Origin of the sequence: Enterobacter cloacae complex sp. BZL2005 (assembly GCF_049238885.1) — a bacterium.
Classification (GTDB): domain Bacteria; phylum Pseudomonadota; class Gammaproteobacteria; order Enterobacterales; family Enterobacteriaceae; genus Enterobacter; species Enterobacter roggenkampii.
This window is the reverse complement of the sequence record NZ_JBMKGI010000010.1, coordinates 54,707-71,344: the sequence shown is the minus strand read 5'-3', so window position 1 is coordinate 71,344 and position 16,638 is coordinate 54,707. Positions and strand designations below refer to the sequence as shown.

The window sequence follows — 16,638 nt, the reverse complement described above, 5'->3', positions numbered from 1 at the left end:
ATATGGATAACATAATGGCGTTTACCCGCCGCCAGGACGTACACTACGGGGTAAAATCTTGTCGTTGACCACTGTTAAGAGAACACCATGGATCAGTTTGAATGTATTAACGTAGAAGAAGCCCACCAGAAGATGCACCAGGGAAAAGCGGTGCTGGTGGACATCCGCGATCCGCAGAGTTTTGCGATGGGCCATACGCCGGGCGCGTTTCATCTTACCAACGACACGCTGGGCGCGTTTATGCGCGATAACGACTTCGACACGCCGGTGATGGTCATGTGCTACCACGGCAACAGCAGCAAAGGCGCGGCGCAGTATCTGCTTCAGCAGGGTTACGACGCGGTTTACAGCATCGACGGCGGTTTCGATGCCTGGCATCGTCATTTCCCGGCGGAAGTGGAATACGCGTTTGAGCGCTGATCCCGCTATACTGTCCCCTTTTGTGTGGAAATAAGCGACCGCTGCCCATGTTGATGATCACCTCTTTTACCAACCCGCGCGTCGCCCAGGCGTTTGTCGACTATATGGCGACGCAGGGCGTTATTCTGACTATTCAGCAACATACGCAGACCGACGTCTGGCTGGCCGATGAGAGCCAGGCCGGGCGGGTAAACGAGGAGCTGGCGCGTTTTCTTGAGAACCCTGGCGACCCGCGCTATCTGGCGGCCAGCTGGCAATCCGGCCAGACCGGCAGCGGATTGCACTACAGCCGCTTTCCCTTCCTCGCCACCATTCGCGAGCGCGCGGGCCCGTTTACGCTGCTGCTGATGGCGGCCTGCATCATTGTCTTCATTATCATGAACGTGGTCGGCGACCAGAGCGTGATGATTGCCCTGGCTTGGCCCTATGACCCGTCTCTTGAGTTTGACGTCTGGCGCTACTTTAGCCACGCGCTGATGCACTTCTCGGTGATGCATATCCTCTTTAACCTGCTCTGGTGGTGGTATCTCGGCGGTGCCGTTGAAAAGCGTCTGGGCAGCGGCAAGCTGATCGTTATCACCCTTATCAGCGCCCTGCTGAGCGGCTACGTACAGCACAAGTTCAGCGGCCCGTGGTTTGGCGGGCTGTCGGGTGTCGTCTATGCCCTGATGGGCTACGTCTGGCTTCGCGGGGAGCGCGATCCGCAAAGCGGCATCTATCTGCAACGCGGATTGATAACCTTTGCGTTAATATGGCTAATTGCCGGATGGTTTGATCTGTTTGGTATGTCTATCGCCAACGGTGCGCACGTCGCCGGGCTGGTCGTGGGGCTGGCGATGGCCTTTGCCGACACGCTCCATGCGCGAAAACGAACATAATTCTCAGGGATAATTGATGAAACAAACACAACGTCATGACGCCATTATCGAACTGGTAAAAAAACAGGGATACGTCAGCACCGAAGAGCTGGTGGAGCAGTTTGCCGTCAGCCCACAAACCATCCGTCGTGACCTGAACGACCTGGCCGATCAGAACCGCATCCTTCGCCACCACGGCGGCGCGGCGCTGCCGTCCAGCTCGGTCAACACCTCCTGGCACGACCGAAAAGCGACGCAGACGGCGGAGAAAGAGCGCATTGCCCGCAAGGTCGCCAGCCAGATCCCGAACGGGGCGACGCTGTTTATTGATATCGGCACCACGCCGGAAGCGGTCGCCCATGCGCTGCTGGATCACGAGAACCTGCGCGTGGTCACCAACAACCTGAACGTCGCCAATACCCTGATGCAAAAAGACGATTTCCGCATCATCCTCGCGGGCGGCGAGCTACGCAGCCGCGACGGCGGGATTATCGGTGAAGCGACCCTCGACTTTATCTCTCAGTTCCGCCTCGACTTCGGCATTCTGGGCATCAGCGGCATCGACAGCGACGGTTCGCTGCTGGAGTTTGATTACCACGAGGTGCGCACCAAGCGCGCGATCATTGAAAACTCACGCCACGTGATGCTGGTGGTGGATCACTCGAAGTTTGGCCGTAACGCGATGGTGAACATGGGCAGCATCAGCATGGTGGATGCGGTCTATACCGACGTGATGCCGCCGGCGGGCGTGATGCAGGTGATTAAAGATAATAATTTGCAGCTGGAATTGTGCTAGCGGTTGTGTCGGGTGGCGCTGCGCTTACCCGACCTACAAATTGTTTTCCCTCTCCCTGTGGGAGAGGGCATCAGACCGCACAAAACTAAACGCCGTACCCCATCATCTTCAACAGCTGCTGCGCATGCTGCACCGCATCCTGTCGATGCGCCACGCCCAGCTTCTGGTACAGGTTGCGGATATGCGTTTTGATGGTGGTCGCCGCCACCGCCAGCTCGCCGGCAATCTGCTCGTTGCTGTAGCCTGAATAGATCAGCCCCAGAACCTGCCATTCGCGCTGGGTAAGCGGACTGGTGCGGATAAGCTCCGGCACTTCAGGGTGGTTTAGCAGACGTTCAACGAAGTTCTCATCGAAATGCGCAAACTTGTGGCGATGATGCTGGTTAATCTCGCGCAGAATGCGCTGGGCGCGATGCTGATCCAGCTCCGGCAGCGTGTTGAGCTGAATAAGCTGACGCAGCTGCTGGGCCATCACTTCCCCTTCAATCACAAAGTGGCTGATAAACCCGGTGCGGTTAGCCAGCTGTAGCGCCTCCAGCAGCACGCGCTGGGCATCGTTTTTACGGCCCGCCTGCCAGTAGAGCTGATTTTGCAGCAGCAGGTTGCGGTTCAGGTCGCTCATCAGGCGCAGGCTGCGCGCGTTTTCGTTCAGCTCTTCCAGCACAATCTCTGCGGGCTCTAATTCACCGAGCAGGATCTGCGCGCGGGCAATGTTGCGCCACTGGCTCTGCAGGAAGTGGTTGTTGGCAAATTCCGGTTTTGGCGTCTGACGCAGCCAGTTGGCGGCGGATTTTTTATCGCCGGTCATCTGCCAGTAAATCACCCGGACCTTGTCGGCGTTTGACACCCAGTCGCTATGATACTGGCCGTTGCCGAGCAGGTTTTCCAGGCGGTTAAGATGGTTGCGGGCGTTATCGAGATCGCCGCGCGCCAGCGAGCACTGCACCAGCAGCGCCAGGCACTGCAGCTGCTGCTGAGGCTGGAAACTGGAAAGAACATCCACACCCTGGCGGGCGCAGCTTTCTGCTTCATCCAGACGCGACCATGCCCACAGTAATTGAGCGCGAATACGCAGCAGGAACTCGTGCATCGGCAGCTGTTCCAGATGCTGCTCGCGAATCAGCTGGAACGCTTTCTCCTGGTTTTCCCAGGCGGCCTGCAGGAACCCCTGCGCGAATAAAATCTCGCTCTGCTGGATCAGGCTCCACAGCGCGTAGTGCCAGACATCATGACGACGCGCCATCTGTTCGGTTTGCTGCATCAGTGAAAGCGAGCGCGTGAGATCGCCTTTGCAGTGAAGCACTTCGCCGTGTACGGAGGTCGCCACGATGCGGCTGTAGAAATTGGCCAGCGGCAGTTCATCCAGCGCGACCATCGCCAGCCGTTCCGCTTCGTCCGGATCGCCGTCGTTAATGGCCACCTGAGCGCGCAACGCGTTGAACTCGCCGTGCAGGGTGGTATCCATCTCGCTTTCCATCTCCTGCTCGGCACGCGCCAGCAGGGTGTTCACTTCGCTGTAGCGATGCTGGCTCTGCATCAGCCAGGCCTGCAGCAGCACCAGACGCGGATTCTCCAGCAGGCTTTCCCACGGCAGGGCTTTGAGTGACTCTTCCAGCAGGGTCAGCTCGCTGTGGTTAAACAGGCCCCACGCGTGATTGAGGAGGATATCGCGCAGCATACTGGCATCACCGGCGGCCAGCGCATGGTGGATGGCCTCGCTCGGGAAGCCCTGTGCCATCCAGCTTTCGGCAGCGGCGCGGTGGATCTCCGGCAGTTCAACCGCCAGCTCCCACTGACAGCGCTGGCGCAGGAAGCTACCAAACAGCGGATGATAGCTAAACCACTCGCCGGGATCGTCCATGCGCGTCAGGAAAAGGCCCTGACGTTCAATCTCTTCGAGCTGAAGCTGACCGTTTTCACAGCCCGTTACCCGCACGATCAGCGCATCGTTCATGGAGCGCAGCAGCGAGCTTTTCAGCAGGAAATTACGCGTCGAGGGATCGACGCTGTCCAGCACCTCATCCACCAGGTAATCAGAGAGGTGGCTGGCGTTGATGCCGGCCAGACGGCGCGCTGACTGGTGTGCCGGACTGTTGTTTTGCCGGGCAGAGAGGGCAATCAGCTGCAGCGCCGTGGCCCAGCCTGCGACGTCATCACACAGACGGCTGCTTTCGGCGGCCTCAATCGGTGAGTTCAGGCGGCAGTCGAAGAACTGTTTCGCTTCCTGGTGGGTAAAAGCAAGCTGTTGGCTACCCACTTCCAGAAGCTGATCGCGCACGCGCAGGTTGGCAATACCCAACTGCGGCAGGTTGCGTGACAGCACCACTAACGTCAGGTTTTCCGGCTGATGGCGCAGGAAGAAACGCATCGATTCATGAATCACCGGGTTAGTGATGAGATGGTAATCATCAATCACCACGTAAAGCGGGCGATGCCATTCAGCCAGTTCGATAAACAGCTGAGAGAAAAGGGAGGACAGGCTGGCGTACTGGCGCTTTTGCACCATCACCTCACTGGCGACGCAGTGTCCATGGGTGGCTTGCTGTATGGCGGCAATCAGATAGCTGGCAAAACGTTCTTGCTGGTTATCGCCCTCATCAAGGGAGTACCAGCCAAGATCGCTCTTACCTGCGGCCCATTGCGAGATGAGCGTTGTTTTTCCATAACCTGCAGGGCTCGTAACCAGCGCCAGTCGGAAATTATGCGCGCCGGAAAGTTTAGCCAACAGACGCTCGCGGACCACTGTATGGTCAAGACGAACCGGGCGACTTAATTTAGACGGAATCAACATAGGTTTCACTTCACTGTGGGGAACGAGAGATTTTATTTTTTTGCGCTTCGTAATTAATACGATATAAGGTCGGTCAGAAAGAGAACTATTGCAAGTTATGTCTGGATTTGGTGGCTCTGAATTTGCACTCTGTCACAAAACATTCAGGCAGATGATGGAACTTTCTGGAAAGGGCTTTAATGCCGCGTCAATGCTGGCTTGTATGGTTGTGCTGCGGCTGCGCTGAAACTGGTTTCAGGAAGGGATAGTGACGTCAAATTTAATAAAGGGTGGGTAAAGTTCAGCGAGAATAATACCTTTCCTGGTCATGACATCCTGTTGCAAAAATATTATTCCAGGTAAGTAATTATTTCGGCAGGGTTTAATTTCATCCGAAACTGCATTTCATTTCTTTGACATTCTCCTCGGTTACTTTTTTATCTTCCGGGCACACTCGAACTATGCTCTGAGAGTGGCCTTGATCACACTTTTCTGCTCATCCCCGCTACTCCTCCCTGTCTAATCCCCTACGGGAGGAGGAAGAGGTGAAATGAGCCAGGCACACTAGCGCCAACTTGTGTTTTCTTTCTAAAGGATGCCGATCCCCTATGTCACAGCCTACCTTCAACAAAGCTCAATTCCAGGCTGCCCTGACGCGTCAGTGGCAGCGTTTTGGCCTTCATGCTGCAAACGAGATGACGCCTCACCAGTGGTGGCAGGCAGTGAGCGGTGCGCTCGCAGAGCAGCTGGATGCTCAACCTCTGGCAAAACCGGCAAACGGGCAGCGCCATGTAAACTACATTTCAATGGAGTTCCTGATTGGCCGTCTGACGGGCAACAACCTGTTGAACCTCGGCTGGTATCAGGAGGTTGGTGACGTTCTTAAAGAACACGACATTAACCTGACCGATCTGCTGGAAGAAGAGATTGACCCGGCGCTGGGCAACGGTGGTCTGGGCCGTCTGGCGGCCTGTTTCCTTGACTCCATGGCGACCGTCGGCCAGTCGGCGATTGGTTACGGTCTGAACTACCAGTACGGCCTGTTCCGTCAGTCCTTCGCTGACGGCCATCAGATGGAAGCGCCGGACGACTGGCATCGCAATACCTACCCGTGGTTCCGTCATAACGCGCAGCTGGACGTGCAGGTTGGCATTGGCGGGAAAGTGACGAAACAAGGTCTCTGGGAGCCTGCGTTCACCATTACCGGCGAAGCCTGGGATCTGCCGGTGCTTGGCTACCGTAACGGCGTGGCGCAGCCGCTGCGTCTGTGGCAGGCGAAGCACGCCCATCCGTTTAACCTGACCAAATTTAACGACGGCGATTTCCTGCGTGCCGAGCAGCAGGGCATCGACGCCGAGAAGCTGACCAAAGTTCTCTACCCGAACGACAACCACCTGGCCGGTAAAAAGCTGCGCCTGATGCAGCAGTACTTCCAGTGCGCCTGCTCCGTGGCGGACATTCTGCGTCGCCATCACCTGGCGGGCCGCAAGCTGGCGCAGCTGCCGGACTTCGAAGTCATTCAGCTCAACGACACGCACCCGACCATTGCCATCCCGGAACTGCTGCGCGTGCTGATTGACGAGCATCAGCTGAGCTGGGACGACGCCTGGGCCATCACCAGCCGTACCTTTGCCTACACCAACCACACCCTGATGCCGGAAGCGCTCGAATGCTGGGATGAGAAGCTGGTGAAAGCGCTGCTGCCGCGCCACATGCAGATCATCAACAAGATTAACGACCAGTTTAAAACCCTGGTGGATAAAACCTGGCCGGGCAACAAAGCGGTCTGGGCGAAACTGGCGGTGGTTCACGATAAGCAGGTACGCATGGCGAACATGTGCGTAGTGAGCGGCTTTGCGGTGAACGGCGTGGCGGCGCTGCACTCGGATCTGGTGGTCAAAGATCTGTTCCCGGAATACCACCAGCTGTGGCCGACCAAATTCCACAACGTGACCAACGGCATTACGCCGCGTCGCTGGATCAAGCAGTGCAACCCGCTGCTGGCTGGCCTGCTGGACAAGACCCTGAAGAAAGAGTGGGCCAACGATCTGGACCAGCTCATCAACCTGGAAAAATACGCTGACGACGCGAAATTCCGCGAACAGTACCGCGCGATTAAGCTGGAGAACAAAGTTCGCCTGGCGGCGTTCGTGAAAGCGCGCACCGGGATTGAGATCAACCCGAATGCGATTTTCGATATCCAGATCAAACGCCTGCACGAGTACAAACGTCAGCACCTGAACCTGCTGCACATTCTGGCGCTGTACAAAGAGATCCGCGAGAACCCGCAGGCTGACCGCGTGCCGCGCGTGTTCCTGTTCGGCGCGAAGGCGGCACCGGGCTACTACCTGGCGAAAAACATTATCCTCGCCATCAATAAAGTGGCGGAGGCTATCAACAGCGATCCGAACGTGGGCGACAAGCTGAAAGTGGTATTCCTGCCGGATTACTGCGTCTCGGCGGCTGAAATGCTGATCCCGGCGGCGGATATCTCCGAGCAGATCTCAACCGCAGGAAAAGAAGCCTCCGGTACCGGCAACATGAAGCTGGCGCTGAACGGCGCGCTGACCGTCGGCACGCTGGACGGGGCGAACGTCGAAATCGCCGAGAAGGTGGGCGAAGAGAATATCTTTATCTTCGGCCACACCGTGGAAGAGGTGAAAGCCATCAAGGCCAAAGGCTACGACCCGGTGAAATGGCGTAAGAAAGACAAAGTGCTGGACGCGGTGCTGAAGGAGCTGGAGAGCGGAAAATACAGCGACGGCGACAAGCACGCGTTTGACCAGATGCTGCACAGCATGGACAAACACGGCGGTGACCCGTATCTGGTCATGGCGGACTTCACGGCCTACGTTGAAGCGCAAAAACAGGTCGACGTGCTGTACCGTGACCAGGAAGCGTGGACCCGCGCGTGCATCCTGAACACCGCCCGCTGCGGCATGTTCAGCTCTGACCGCTCAATCCGTGATTATCAGGCCCGTATCTGGCAGGCAAAACGCTAAGGAAGCGCGATGGAGAGTAAACGTCTGGACAGTGCCGCGCAGGCGGCGGGAATTAGCCTCAGTTACATTAATGCTCACGGCAAACCACAGTCTATTGGCGCCGACACCAAAAGACGTTTGCTGGATGCCATGCACAAAACCGACGCGAAAGCGTCGGCTGCGCCGGTGCCGAACGTGAAGGTATTCACCGCAGGTAAAAAGATGCCGCTCGCGGTGGAAGGGCGCGGGGAGTTTAGCTGGCTGCTCACGACCGAAGAGGGGCATCAGCACAAAGGCCACGCCACCGGCGGCAAAACCCTTAACCTTCCGGCGAAGCTGCCGGAGGGCTACCACACCCTGACGCTCACCCAGGACGATCGGCGTTTCCACTGCCGGGTGATCGTCGCGCCAAAACGCTGCTACGAGCCGCAGGCGCTGCTCGAAGGGAAAAAGCTGTGGGGCGCCTGCGTGCAGCTCTATACGCTGCGCTCCGACAACAACTGGGGGATCGGTGATTTTGGCGATCTGAAGAACATGCTGGCATCCGTGGGCGAGCGCGGCGGCGCGTTTATCGGCCTCAACCCGATCCACGCCCTCTATCCGGCCAACCCGGAGAGCGCCAGCCCGTACAGCCCGTCCTCCCGTCGCTGGCTGAACGTGATTTATATCGACGTTAACGCCTTAGATGACTTCAAAAACAGCAAAGAGGCGCAGGCCTGGTGGAAACTCAGTACCACGCAGCAGGCGCTGAAGCAGGCGCGCGAAGCCGACTGGGTGGATTATTCCACCGTCACGGCGCTGAAAATGGCCGCGCTGCGTCTGGCGTGGAAAGGCTTTTCGCAGCGCGATGACGAGCAGATGGCGGCGTTCCGCCAGTTCGTGACGCAGGAGGGCGAGAGCCTGTACTGGCAGGCGGCGTTCGATGCGCTGCACGCGTATCAGGTGAAAGAGGACGAAATGCGCTGGGGCTGGCCGGTCTGGCCTGAAGCGTATCAATCCGTCGACACGCCGGAAGTGAAAGCGTTCTGTAAAAAATATGCCGATGAAGTGGACTTCTACCTGTGGCTGCAGTGGCTGGCGTACAGCCAGTTTGCCGCCTGCTGGCAGGTGAGCCAGGGCTATAAAATGCCGATTGGCCTGTACCGCGATCTGGCCGTCGGTGTGGCAGAGGGCGGCGCGGAAACCTGGTGCGACCGTGAACTCTACTGCCTGAAGGCCTCCGTCGGCGCGCCACCGGATATCCTGGGGCCGCTCGGCCAGAACTGGGGCTTACCGCCGATGGATCCACACGTCATGGCGGCGCGCGCCTACGAGCCGTTTATCGACCTGCTGCGCGCCAACATGCAGAACTGCGGGGCGCTGCGTATCGACCACGTGATGTCCGTGCTGCGCCTGTGGTGGATCCCGTACGGTGAAACGGCGGATCACGGGGCATACGTGCAGTATCCGGTTGACGATCTGCTGTCGATCCTGGCCCTGGAAAGCAAGCGTCACCAGTGCATGGTGATCGGTGAAGATCTCGGTACCGTGCCGGTGGAGATTGTCAGCAAGCTCCGCGACAGCGGCGTCTACTCCTATAAAGTGCTCTATTTTGAAAACGACCATGAGAAAACCTTCCGCGCGCCGCAAGCGTACCCTGAACAGTCAATGGCAGTCGCGACGACGCATGACCTTCCTACGCTTCGTGGCTATTGGGAAAGCGGCGATCTGACCCTTGGCAAAACGCTGGGCCTGTATCCTGACGAAGAGGTGTTACGCGGTCTTTATCAGGATCGCGAGCTCTCCAAGCAGGGGCTGCTGGATGCGCTGCATAAGCATGGCTGTCTGCCGAAGCGCGCCGGGCATAAAGCGTCGCTGATGGCGATGACTGCGACACTCAACCGCGGTTTGCAGCGCTATATTGCCGACAGCAACAGTGCGCTGCTGGGCCTGCAGCCGGAAGACTGGATTGATATGGCGGAGCCGGTGAACATTCCGGGTACCAGCTATCAGTACAAGAACTGGCGTCGCAAGCTGTCCACCACGCTTGAGGCGATGTTTGCCGATGACGGGGTGAACAGGCTGATCAAGGATTTGGATAAGCGGCGAAAAGCTGCTGGTAAGAAGTGATAAAAAACCCGCCAGTGGCGGGTTTTTTATTATCAGGTGGTGCTCATGTAGGTCGGGTAAGGCGTAGCCGCCACCCGACTTAGGGCATCAGACCACCATATTCAGCAGCAGCACCCCGACCAGACCGCACACCGAAATAATGGTTTCCAGCGCGGACCAGGACTTGATGGTTTCACCGATCGTCAGGTTGAAGTACTCCTTGAACAGCCAGAAGCCCGGATCGTTTACGTGAGAGAAAATCACGCTACCGGAACCGACGGCGATAACCATCAGCTCAGGGCTCACGCCCGTGGTGGCAATCAGCGGCGCAACGATGCCGCCTGCGGTGATCGCTGCAACGGTCGCAGAACCCAGCGCAATACGCAGAACCGCGGCAATAGACCAGGCCATCAGGAGCGGCGACACGTTGGTTTCATGCATCATGGCAGCGATGTATTTGTCCACGCCGCTGTCGACCAGAACCTGTTTGAACGCACCGCCACCGCCGATGATCAGCAGCATCATGGCAATGATTTTGATGGAAGAGGTCAGCGTGTCGTTGATCTGATCCATGGAGCGGCCGCGGTTCAGACCGAAAGTGAACATCGCGATCAGCACGGCAATCAGCGTTGCCATCACCGGGTCACCCAGGAATTCTGCAACGGACAGGAACGCATGACCTTTTGGCAGAACCATCTCTGCCACGGCGCGCATCGCCATCAGGATCACCGGTACCAGAGAGGTCCAGACGCTGACGCCAAAGCCAGGCATCTCTTCTTCGGTGAAGGTTTTGGCGCTGTACAGACCTTCCGGAATCGGCTTATCAATGCCTTTCAGGAAGCGGGCATAAATCGGGCCTGCCAGAATCACCGTTGGGATCGCCAGAATCGTACCGAACAGCAGGGTTTTACCCATGTCGGCGTGGAAGATGGTCGCGATAGCGGTTGGGCCCGGGTGCGGCGGCAGGAAGCCGTGGGTCACGGACAGCGCCGCGGCCATTGGCACACCGACATACAGCAGCGGGATGCTCGCGGCAGCCGCAATGGTGAACACCAGCGGCAGCATCAGCACGAAGCCTACTTCATAGAACAGCGCGAAACCAACGGTAAAGCCGGTTAACACCACTGCCCACTGAATGTTCTTCTTACCAAATTTGTCGATAAGCGTGGTAGCAATACGCTGCGCGCCACCGCAGTCCGCCAGCATTTTACCGAGCATGGCGCCGAAGCCCATGATCAGCGCCAGGCTGCCGAGCGTGCCGCCGACACCGGCTTTAATCGAGCTGATAACTTTTACCAGCGGCATCCCCTGCATCAGACCGACTGCAAGTGCCACCAGAACCAGAGCGATAAATCCGTTCATTTTGAAGCGGATCATCAAGAGCAGTAATAACACAACACCGATAGCAACGATGACTAATGGCATGATTTACCTGGCCTTTGAATTGTTATGGGTAACGTCATTGTTTCAACGACAAATTCCGGTTGTCCCAACTGGGAACAGAGAAGTAACGGCACTAATACTGATGCCTTTTAAACGATTAAGTTTAGTCGGCTGTTATGAGTGTGCTTAGTGCCCATGAGAATGATACGGGTAACATGGCATGATTGAGAATCACCCTGGAAGGCAAAATGTGAATTATGAGACGCAGGTCAACATATAGAGGGGAGCGAAGAGGGGGAGCAGGGTTTTGTAGGCCCGGTAAGCGCAGCGCCACCGGGCAATACAGACGGGCAATGAATCAGTAGTAAGAGTGCTCGCCGCGCTGGTGTTCGGTCAGGTCACGCACGCCTTTCAGTTCCGGGAACTCGTTCAGCAGCTGCTTCTCGATCCCTTCTTTCAGGGTGACATCGACCATTGAACAGCCGTTACAGCCGCCGCCAAACTGCAGAATGGCAAAACCTTCGTCGGTGATTTCCATCAGGGAAACACGACCGCCATGGCCAGCCAGCTGCGGGTTAATCTGGGATTGCAGCAGATACTCAACGCGCTCCATCAGCGGGGCATCGTCAGACACTTTACGCATTTTCGCGTTCGGCGCTTTCAGGGTCAGCTGAGAACCCAGCTGATCGGTGACGAAGTCGATCTCCGCATCTTCAAGATACGGTGCGCTCAGCTCATCAACATAGGCGGTGAGCTGTTCAAATTTAAGGGCAGTGTCGGTGGCTTCCACGGCGTCCGGAGGACAATAAGAAACACCACATTCTGCATTCGGCGTGCCTGGATTGATCACAAACACACGGATCTGCGTCCCTTCTTCCTGATTTGCCAGCAGTTTGGCAAAGTGCGCTTGTGCAGAATCGGAAATACGGATCATAGCTTTGGCCTAATAGTTGACTAAATTACCTAGGTATAATCATACGCCCATTGAAGAAGGGCTACAAGGTACGGCACAGACACCATACCTGAACCGACGCGGCGCCGCTTTGCAAAAGCAGTCGGGAAAGTTCAGCAACGGTACTGCCTGTGGTGACGACATCATCCACAATCGCGATATGGAGACCGTCGACCGGCAATTCAAGGCGAAAGGCATTTTTGAGGTTTCTTTTGCGAAGCCGGGCGCTGAGCTGATGCTGGATGGCGGTGGCATGAACACGCGTCAGCGCGCGGGCATCATACTGACAGCCAAGCCACCGGGCGAGGGGACGGCAGATCAGGTCACTCTGGTTATAGCCCCGCCGCCAGTGCCGACGTCGGTACAGGGGGACATTCACCAACCTGTCGATTTTCGGCAGTGCACGGTGGCGCCGCGCCTGCAAAACCGCCAGCAGTAGCAGTCGCGCAAGGGGCTGTGCCAGTGAACTTTGACCAGAAAACTTCAGCGCGTGAATCAGCCTGCTCAGCGGCGGAACATAATTATCCACCGCCACCAGCGCGCTCCACGGCGGGGATTTTTTCAGGCACCGGCCACAGGGCAAAGAGGGATTTGTGGCCGGTAAACCACATTGTGGACAGATCCCGATACGCCATTGCAGCGATCGCGTACAGACGGAGCAGATGCCCCACCTGCTGAGTGCCAGCGGCATTCGGCATAGCCAGCACAACCCAGGTACTGTTAGCATGTGCAACCTCCATGTGAAAAAGAGAACAGTAACTGATGAAGACGCTGTGGTGGCAGACCGTCGGAACGGGAAATTGCCATCTTGTGCTGCTGCACGGATGGGGACTGAATGCTGAAGTGTGGCGTTGCGTAAGCGAGGAACTTGCCTCGCAATTTACGCTGCATCTGGTGGATTTGCCGGGTTATGGCCGCAGCCGCGGCTTTGGCGCGATGTCGCTTGATGAGATGGCGCAGCAGGTTCTGGACGCCGCGCCGCAAAACGCTGTCTGGCTGGGCTGGAGCCTGGGCGGGCTGGTGGCAAGCAAGATTGCGCTGGATAACCCCGGGCGCGTAAGCGCGCTGGTTACCGTTGCCTCGTCACCCTGCTTTAGCGCGCAGGACGCGTGGCCGGGGATCAAGCCTGAAGTGCTGGCAGGGTTCCAGCAGCAGCTAAGCGACGATTTCCAGCGGACGGTGGAGCGTTTTCTCGCGCTGCAGACGATGGGTACAGAAACCGCGCGTCAGGACGCGCGCACGCTGAAGCAGACCGTGCTGTCGCTGCCGATGCCTGACGTTGAGGTGCTTAACGGGGGGCTTGAGATACTCAAGACGATCGATCTGCGTGAACCGCTGGCGTCGCTGGCGCTTCCGCACCTGCGTATGTATGGCTATCTGGACGGACTGGTTCCGCGTAAGGTGGTTCCACTGCTGGATAACCTGTGGCCGGAAAGCCAATCAATGGTGGTTGCTAAAGCGGCACACGCGCCATTTATTTCACATCCTGGCGAGTTTTGTTCGGCGCTGTCCGCCTTTATTCGCGCAGTGCCCACCACTCCCTGAGGCAGGCTTTTCCTTCCGGGCAATGTTTACAGCTGCCGGACAGACAACCGTCCGGCTCTTCCTGAATGCGCACCGCTTTCCCCATGGCTTCCAGTCTTTCCAGCATGGCGTCGATCATCGGCTGCGGTGTATGCAGGCTGAGGCTCAGCTGTTTCGCCTCCATTCGCCCCTGCAGTGCCAGCAGGTCACGAACCTGAATCAACGATGCCATGGGGCGTGCTCCTTAGTGACAGTCGCCTGCCGGGCTGTTGCAGCAGGTCGCCGCGGTTTTACGGTTTGCCAGCAGGTCGATGTCGACGCGGCTGCGTGCCCGCCGCAGCAGGCCGAGAACGATCACGTTAAACAGCACAACCGCGAGAATGCAGACCAGGCTGTAGCGCGGGTGCTGGCTGAAATTGACGGTTTGATAAAACAGCGTCGCCAGCGAATACGCGATGTTTAATCCCCACAGGATGGAGAAGCCCATCCAGCCGCGGCTGGACTCGCGGGCAATCGCCCCCATCACGGAGATGCATGGAATATAGAGCAGAACGAAGATGAGGTAGCTGTAGGCCGCGGACGCGCTGCCAAACTTCTCGCCCATCACGCCCATGGCACCGGTCGCCATCTCGCCGTCGCCTTTGCTCGCCTCAATCGGGTTCGCCAGCACGCTCAGGCTGAAGGTGTCCTTCAGGCTTTGCCAGGTTTCCTCTACGGCACCCAGCAGTTCGTCACCGAGGTGAAACTCCGCCGGGTTAAATTCCTGCTCCTGAATGTTCTCGGCGGTGTAGAGCGTGTTCAGGGTACCGACAACCACCTCTTTTGCCATCGCGCCGGTAAACAGCCCGACGGTTGCCTGCCAGTTATCCTCATGCACGCCAATTGGTTTGAAGACCGGCGTGATGACGCGGCTGACGGAGGCGAGGGCAGAGTCGTTAATGTTATCCGCTGCCTGTCCACTCAGGGTAAAGCTGTTCAGCGCGCTCAGGAAAACGCTGACGATGACAATCACCTTACCGGCGCGCAGGACGAAGCCTTTCAGGCGCTGCCAGGTCTGGATCGCCAGGCTTTTCAGATGGGGGACGTGGTACACCGGCAGCTCCATCACGAACGGTGACGCTTCACCGCGCATGATGGTGTGTTTCAGCATTAAGCCGGTCAGGATCGCCATCACGATGCCCAGGACATACAGCGAGAAGACCGCCAGCGCGCCCTGCTGGCCAAAGAAGGCTGCCGCAAAGACCGCAAAGATCGCCAGTCGGGCACCGCAGGACATAAACGGCGCCATCATGATGGTCATCAGACGCTCGCGCGGTGCATCCAGCGTGCGTGCGCCCATCACCGACGGCACGTTACAGCCGAAGCCGACGATCAGCGGGACGAAGGATTTGCCCGGCAGGCCCAGCGCCTGCATCAGACGATCCATCACGAACGCCGCGCGCGCCATGTAGCCGGAATCTTCCAGGAACGAGAGGAACAGGTACATCATGCCGATCTGCGGCACCAGCGGCAGAACGGTATTGATACCGCCGCCGATCCCCTGCGCGAGGAAGATGGTGAGCCATTCCGGGAAATGCAGGGTATAGCCCACCCACTGAATGCCGTGCACGAAGACCGCGACGGAACCGGCGTCAAAAATCGGCTGCAGCGCGCCACCGATGTTAATGGCGAGCAGGAACATCACGTACATCACCAGCAGGAAGATCGGCAAACCGAGGAAGCGGTTGAGCACAATCTTATCCACCGCCGCCGTAAAGCGGCTGGGTTCTGCCGTCAGCGCGTTACTGACCACGTCGCAGATCGAGGCGATAGCCTGGTAACGGGCATCGGCGATGTGCAGCGCCGGGTCGTCCAGCTCGTCGCTAAGACGGGCCACCGTCACGTCCAGCTTATCGGCCGCATGACCGGCATAAGCGCGGCTGTAAATATCCCCTTCCAGCATCTGCAGGCCAAGCCACAGGCGCTGTTTCGCAGGCATGGCTTTGTCCATCTCCTGCGCCAGCACGTTGGCTTCGCGCAGGAGAGGCTGGGCGTAATGCACCAGCTCAACGTCGCGATTTCCCGCGTGACGGTCAATCGCCAGCTTCAGCGCATCAATACCGCGCGCGCGCGTCGAGACCAGCGGAACGACCGGGCACCCGAGGCGCGCGGAGAGGGCATCAACGTCGATGCGTAGCTTTTGTTTCTCTGCGATGTCGAGCATGTTGAGCGCCACGATGCAGGGGATACCCAGCTCCAGCAGCTGCAGCGTCAGATAGAGGTTACGCTCGAGGTTTGAGGCATCGACCACGTTGATCAGCAGATCCGCGTCGCCGCCAAGAATGTAGTGACAGGCGATTTGCTCATCGAGCGAAGTTTGCGACGAAATGGTGGTTAAGGAGTAGGTGCCGGGAAGGTCAACCAGCGTCACCTGGTTGTCTGTCGTCGTGAACTGGCCCTCTTTACGTTCAACCGTTACGCCCGCCCAGTTGCCCACGCGCTGGCGAGCCCCGGTCAGCTGGTTAAAAAGCGTAGTCTTGCCGGAATTAGGATTGCCAATTAAGCCAATAGTTAACTTTTTCATTTTTCTGGACTCACTGAAACCGCTGGCTTGTTATCGGGATAAGGCTTCGACTTCTATTAACGCGAGGTCTTTTTTACGCAGGACCAGATTCACGCGTCGGGTTTCGATATGAACCGGATCGCCTAACGGCGCCACGCGTACGACCTGGAATGACGAGCCGGGCAGCATGCCAAGCGACAGCAGCTTTTGCCGATAGGCCGGGCTAATTTCGCGGGTAAAACCGGTAATCTTCCATGCACTGTCTGGAGTGAATTGCATAACGCCTGATTCCACGAAAGGTTAAATTATCTACTATGCGATGATA

Annotated in this window: 13 protein-coding genes; 6 read left to right on the top strand and 7 right to left on the bottom strand. The window is 57.7% G+C overall.

All coding sequences use genetic code 11. From position 1 onward, the window contains the following. Positions 1-87 precede the first annotated feature (87 nt). Genes glpE through ACOTXI_RS16735 form a run of 3 tightly spaced genes read left to right on the top strand, consistent with a single transcriptional unit; the run spans position 88 to position 2,073 of the window. Complete coding sequence (glpE, locus tag ACOTXI_RS16745; protein ID WP_058654965.1) at positions 88-420, top strand: thiosulfate sulfurtransferase GlpE; 333 nt, start codon at positions 88-90, stop codon at positions 418-420. Positions 421-467: 47 nt separating this feature from the next. Beyond that, positions 468-1,298, top strand: a complete 831-nt coding sequence (gene glpG, locus ACOTXI_RS16740) for a rhomboid family intramembrane serine protease GlpG (RefSeq protein ID WP_058654964.1) — start codon at positions 468-470, stop codon at positions 1,296-1,298. 16 nt (positions 1,299-1,314) lie between these two features. Then, entirely contained in the window at positions 1,315-2,073 is a 759-nt protein-coding gene (locus tag ACOTXI_RS16735; RefSeq protein WP_008503060.1) for a DeoR/GlpR family transcriptional regulator, read from the top strand. An 85-nt stretch (positions 2,074-2,158) separates the two neighbouring features. Here the strand turns inward: ACOTXI_RS16735 and malT are convergent, their stop codons facing one another. Continuing rightward, positions 2,159-4,864 carry an HTH-type transcriptional regulator MalT gene (gene malT, locus ACOTXI_RS16730; protein ID WP_008503059.1) on the bottom strand — a complete coding sequence of 902 codons (2,706 nt, stop codon included), beginning with the start codon at positions 4,862-4,864 and terminating at the stop codon, positions 2,159-2,161. Positions 4,865-5,451: 587 nt separating this feature from the next. Here malT and malP point away from each other — a divergent pair. Together malP and malQ are read left to right on the top strand one after the other, a co-directional pair. Further along, entirely contained in the window at positions 5,452-7,845 is a 2,394-nt protein-coding gene (malP, locus tag ACOTXI_RS16725) for a maltodextrin phosphorylase (RefSeq protein ID WP_045353292.1), read from the top strand. Positions 7,846-7,854: 9 nt separating this feature from the next. Further along, entirely contained in the window at positions 7,855-9,933 is a 2,079-nt protein-coding gene (gene malQ, locus ACOTXI_RS16720) for a 4-alpha-glucanotransferase (protein WP_058654963.1), read from the top strand. 87 nt (positions 9,934-10,020) lie between these two features. Here malQ and gntT read toward each other — a convergent pair whose 3' ends face one another. From gntT to gntX, 3 genes are all read right to left on the bottom strand, one after another. Further along, positions 10,021-11,337 carry a gluconate transporter gene (gene gntT, locus ACOTXI_RS16715; protein ID WP_008503056.1) on the bottom strand — a complete coding sequence of 439 codons (1,317 nt, stop codon included), beginning with the start codon at positions 11,335-11,337 and terminating at the stop codon, positions 10,021-10,023. Between the two features lie 316 nt (positions 11,338-11,653). Next, complete coding sequence (gene nfuA / locus ACOTXI_RS16710) at positions 11,654-12,229, bottom strand: Fe-S biogenesis protein NfuA (RefSeq protein ID WP_008503055.1); 576 nt, start codon at positions 12,227-12,229, stop codon at positions 11,654-11,656. Between the two features lie 61 nt (positions 12,230-12,290). Beyond that, the gene (gene gntX / locus ACOTXI_RS16705; protein ID WP_008503054.1) at positions 12,291-12,974 is read right to left on the bottom strand and encodes a DNA utilization protein GntX; all 684 of its coding nucleotides are present in this window, start codon (positions 12,972-12,974) and stop codon (positions 12,291-12,293) included. 35 nt (positions 12,975-13,009) lie between these two features. On the opposite strand from gntX, the gene bioH reads away from it, so the two are divergent. Continuing rightward, a complete protein-coding gene (gene bioH, locus ACOTXI_RS16700; protein ID WP_008503053.1) occupies positions 13,010-13,792 on the top strand; it encodes a pimeloyl-ACP methyl ester esterase BioH in 783 nt (260 codons plus the stop codon). On the opposite strand, the gene feoC is transcribed toward bioH, so the two are convergent. From feoC to feoA, 3 genes are read right to left on the bottom strand one after another with little or no spacing between them, the layout of a single operon-like run. Then, entirely contained in the window at positions 13,764-14,003 is a 240-nt protein-coding gene (feoC, locus tag ACOTXI_RS16695; protein WP_008503052.1) for a [Fe-S]-dependent transcriptional repressor FeoC, read from the bottom strand. The genes bioH and feoC overlap by 29 nt on opposite strands. A 12-nt stretch (positions 14,004-14,015) precedes the next feature. Then, on the bottom strand, positions 14,016-16,334 hold the full coding sequence (gene feoB, locus ACOTXI_RS16690; protein WP_021242189.1) for a Fe(2+) transporter permease subunit FeoB: 2,319 nt from the start codon (positions 16,332-16,334) through the stop codon (positions 14,016-14,018). A gap of 30 nt (positions 16,335-16,364) precedes the next feature. Continuing rightward, positions 16,365-16,592 (bottom strand): ferrous iron transporter A, encoded by a 228-nt coding sequence (gene feoA, locus ACOTXI_RS16685; protein ID WP_008503050.1) that lies wholly within the window; start codon positions 16,590-16,592, stop codon positions 16,365-16,367. Between the last annotated feature and the right edge of the window lie 46 nt (positions 16,593-16,638).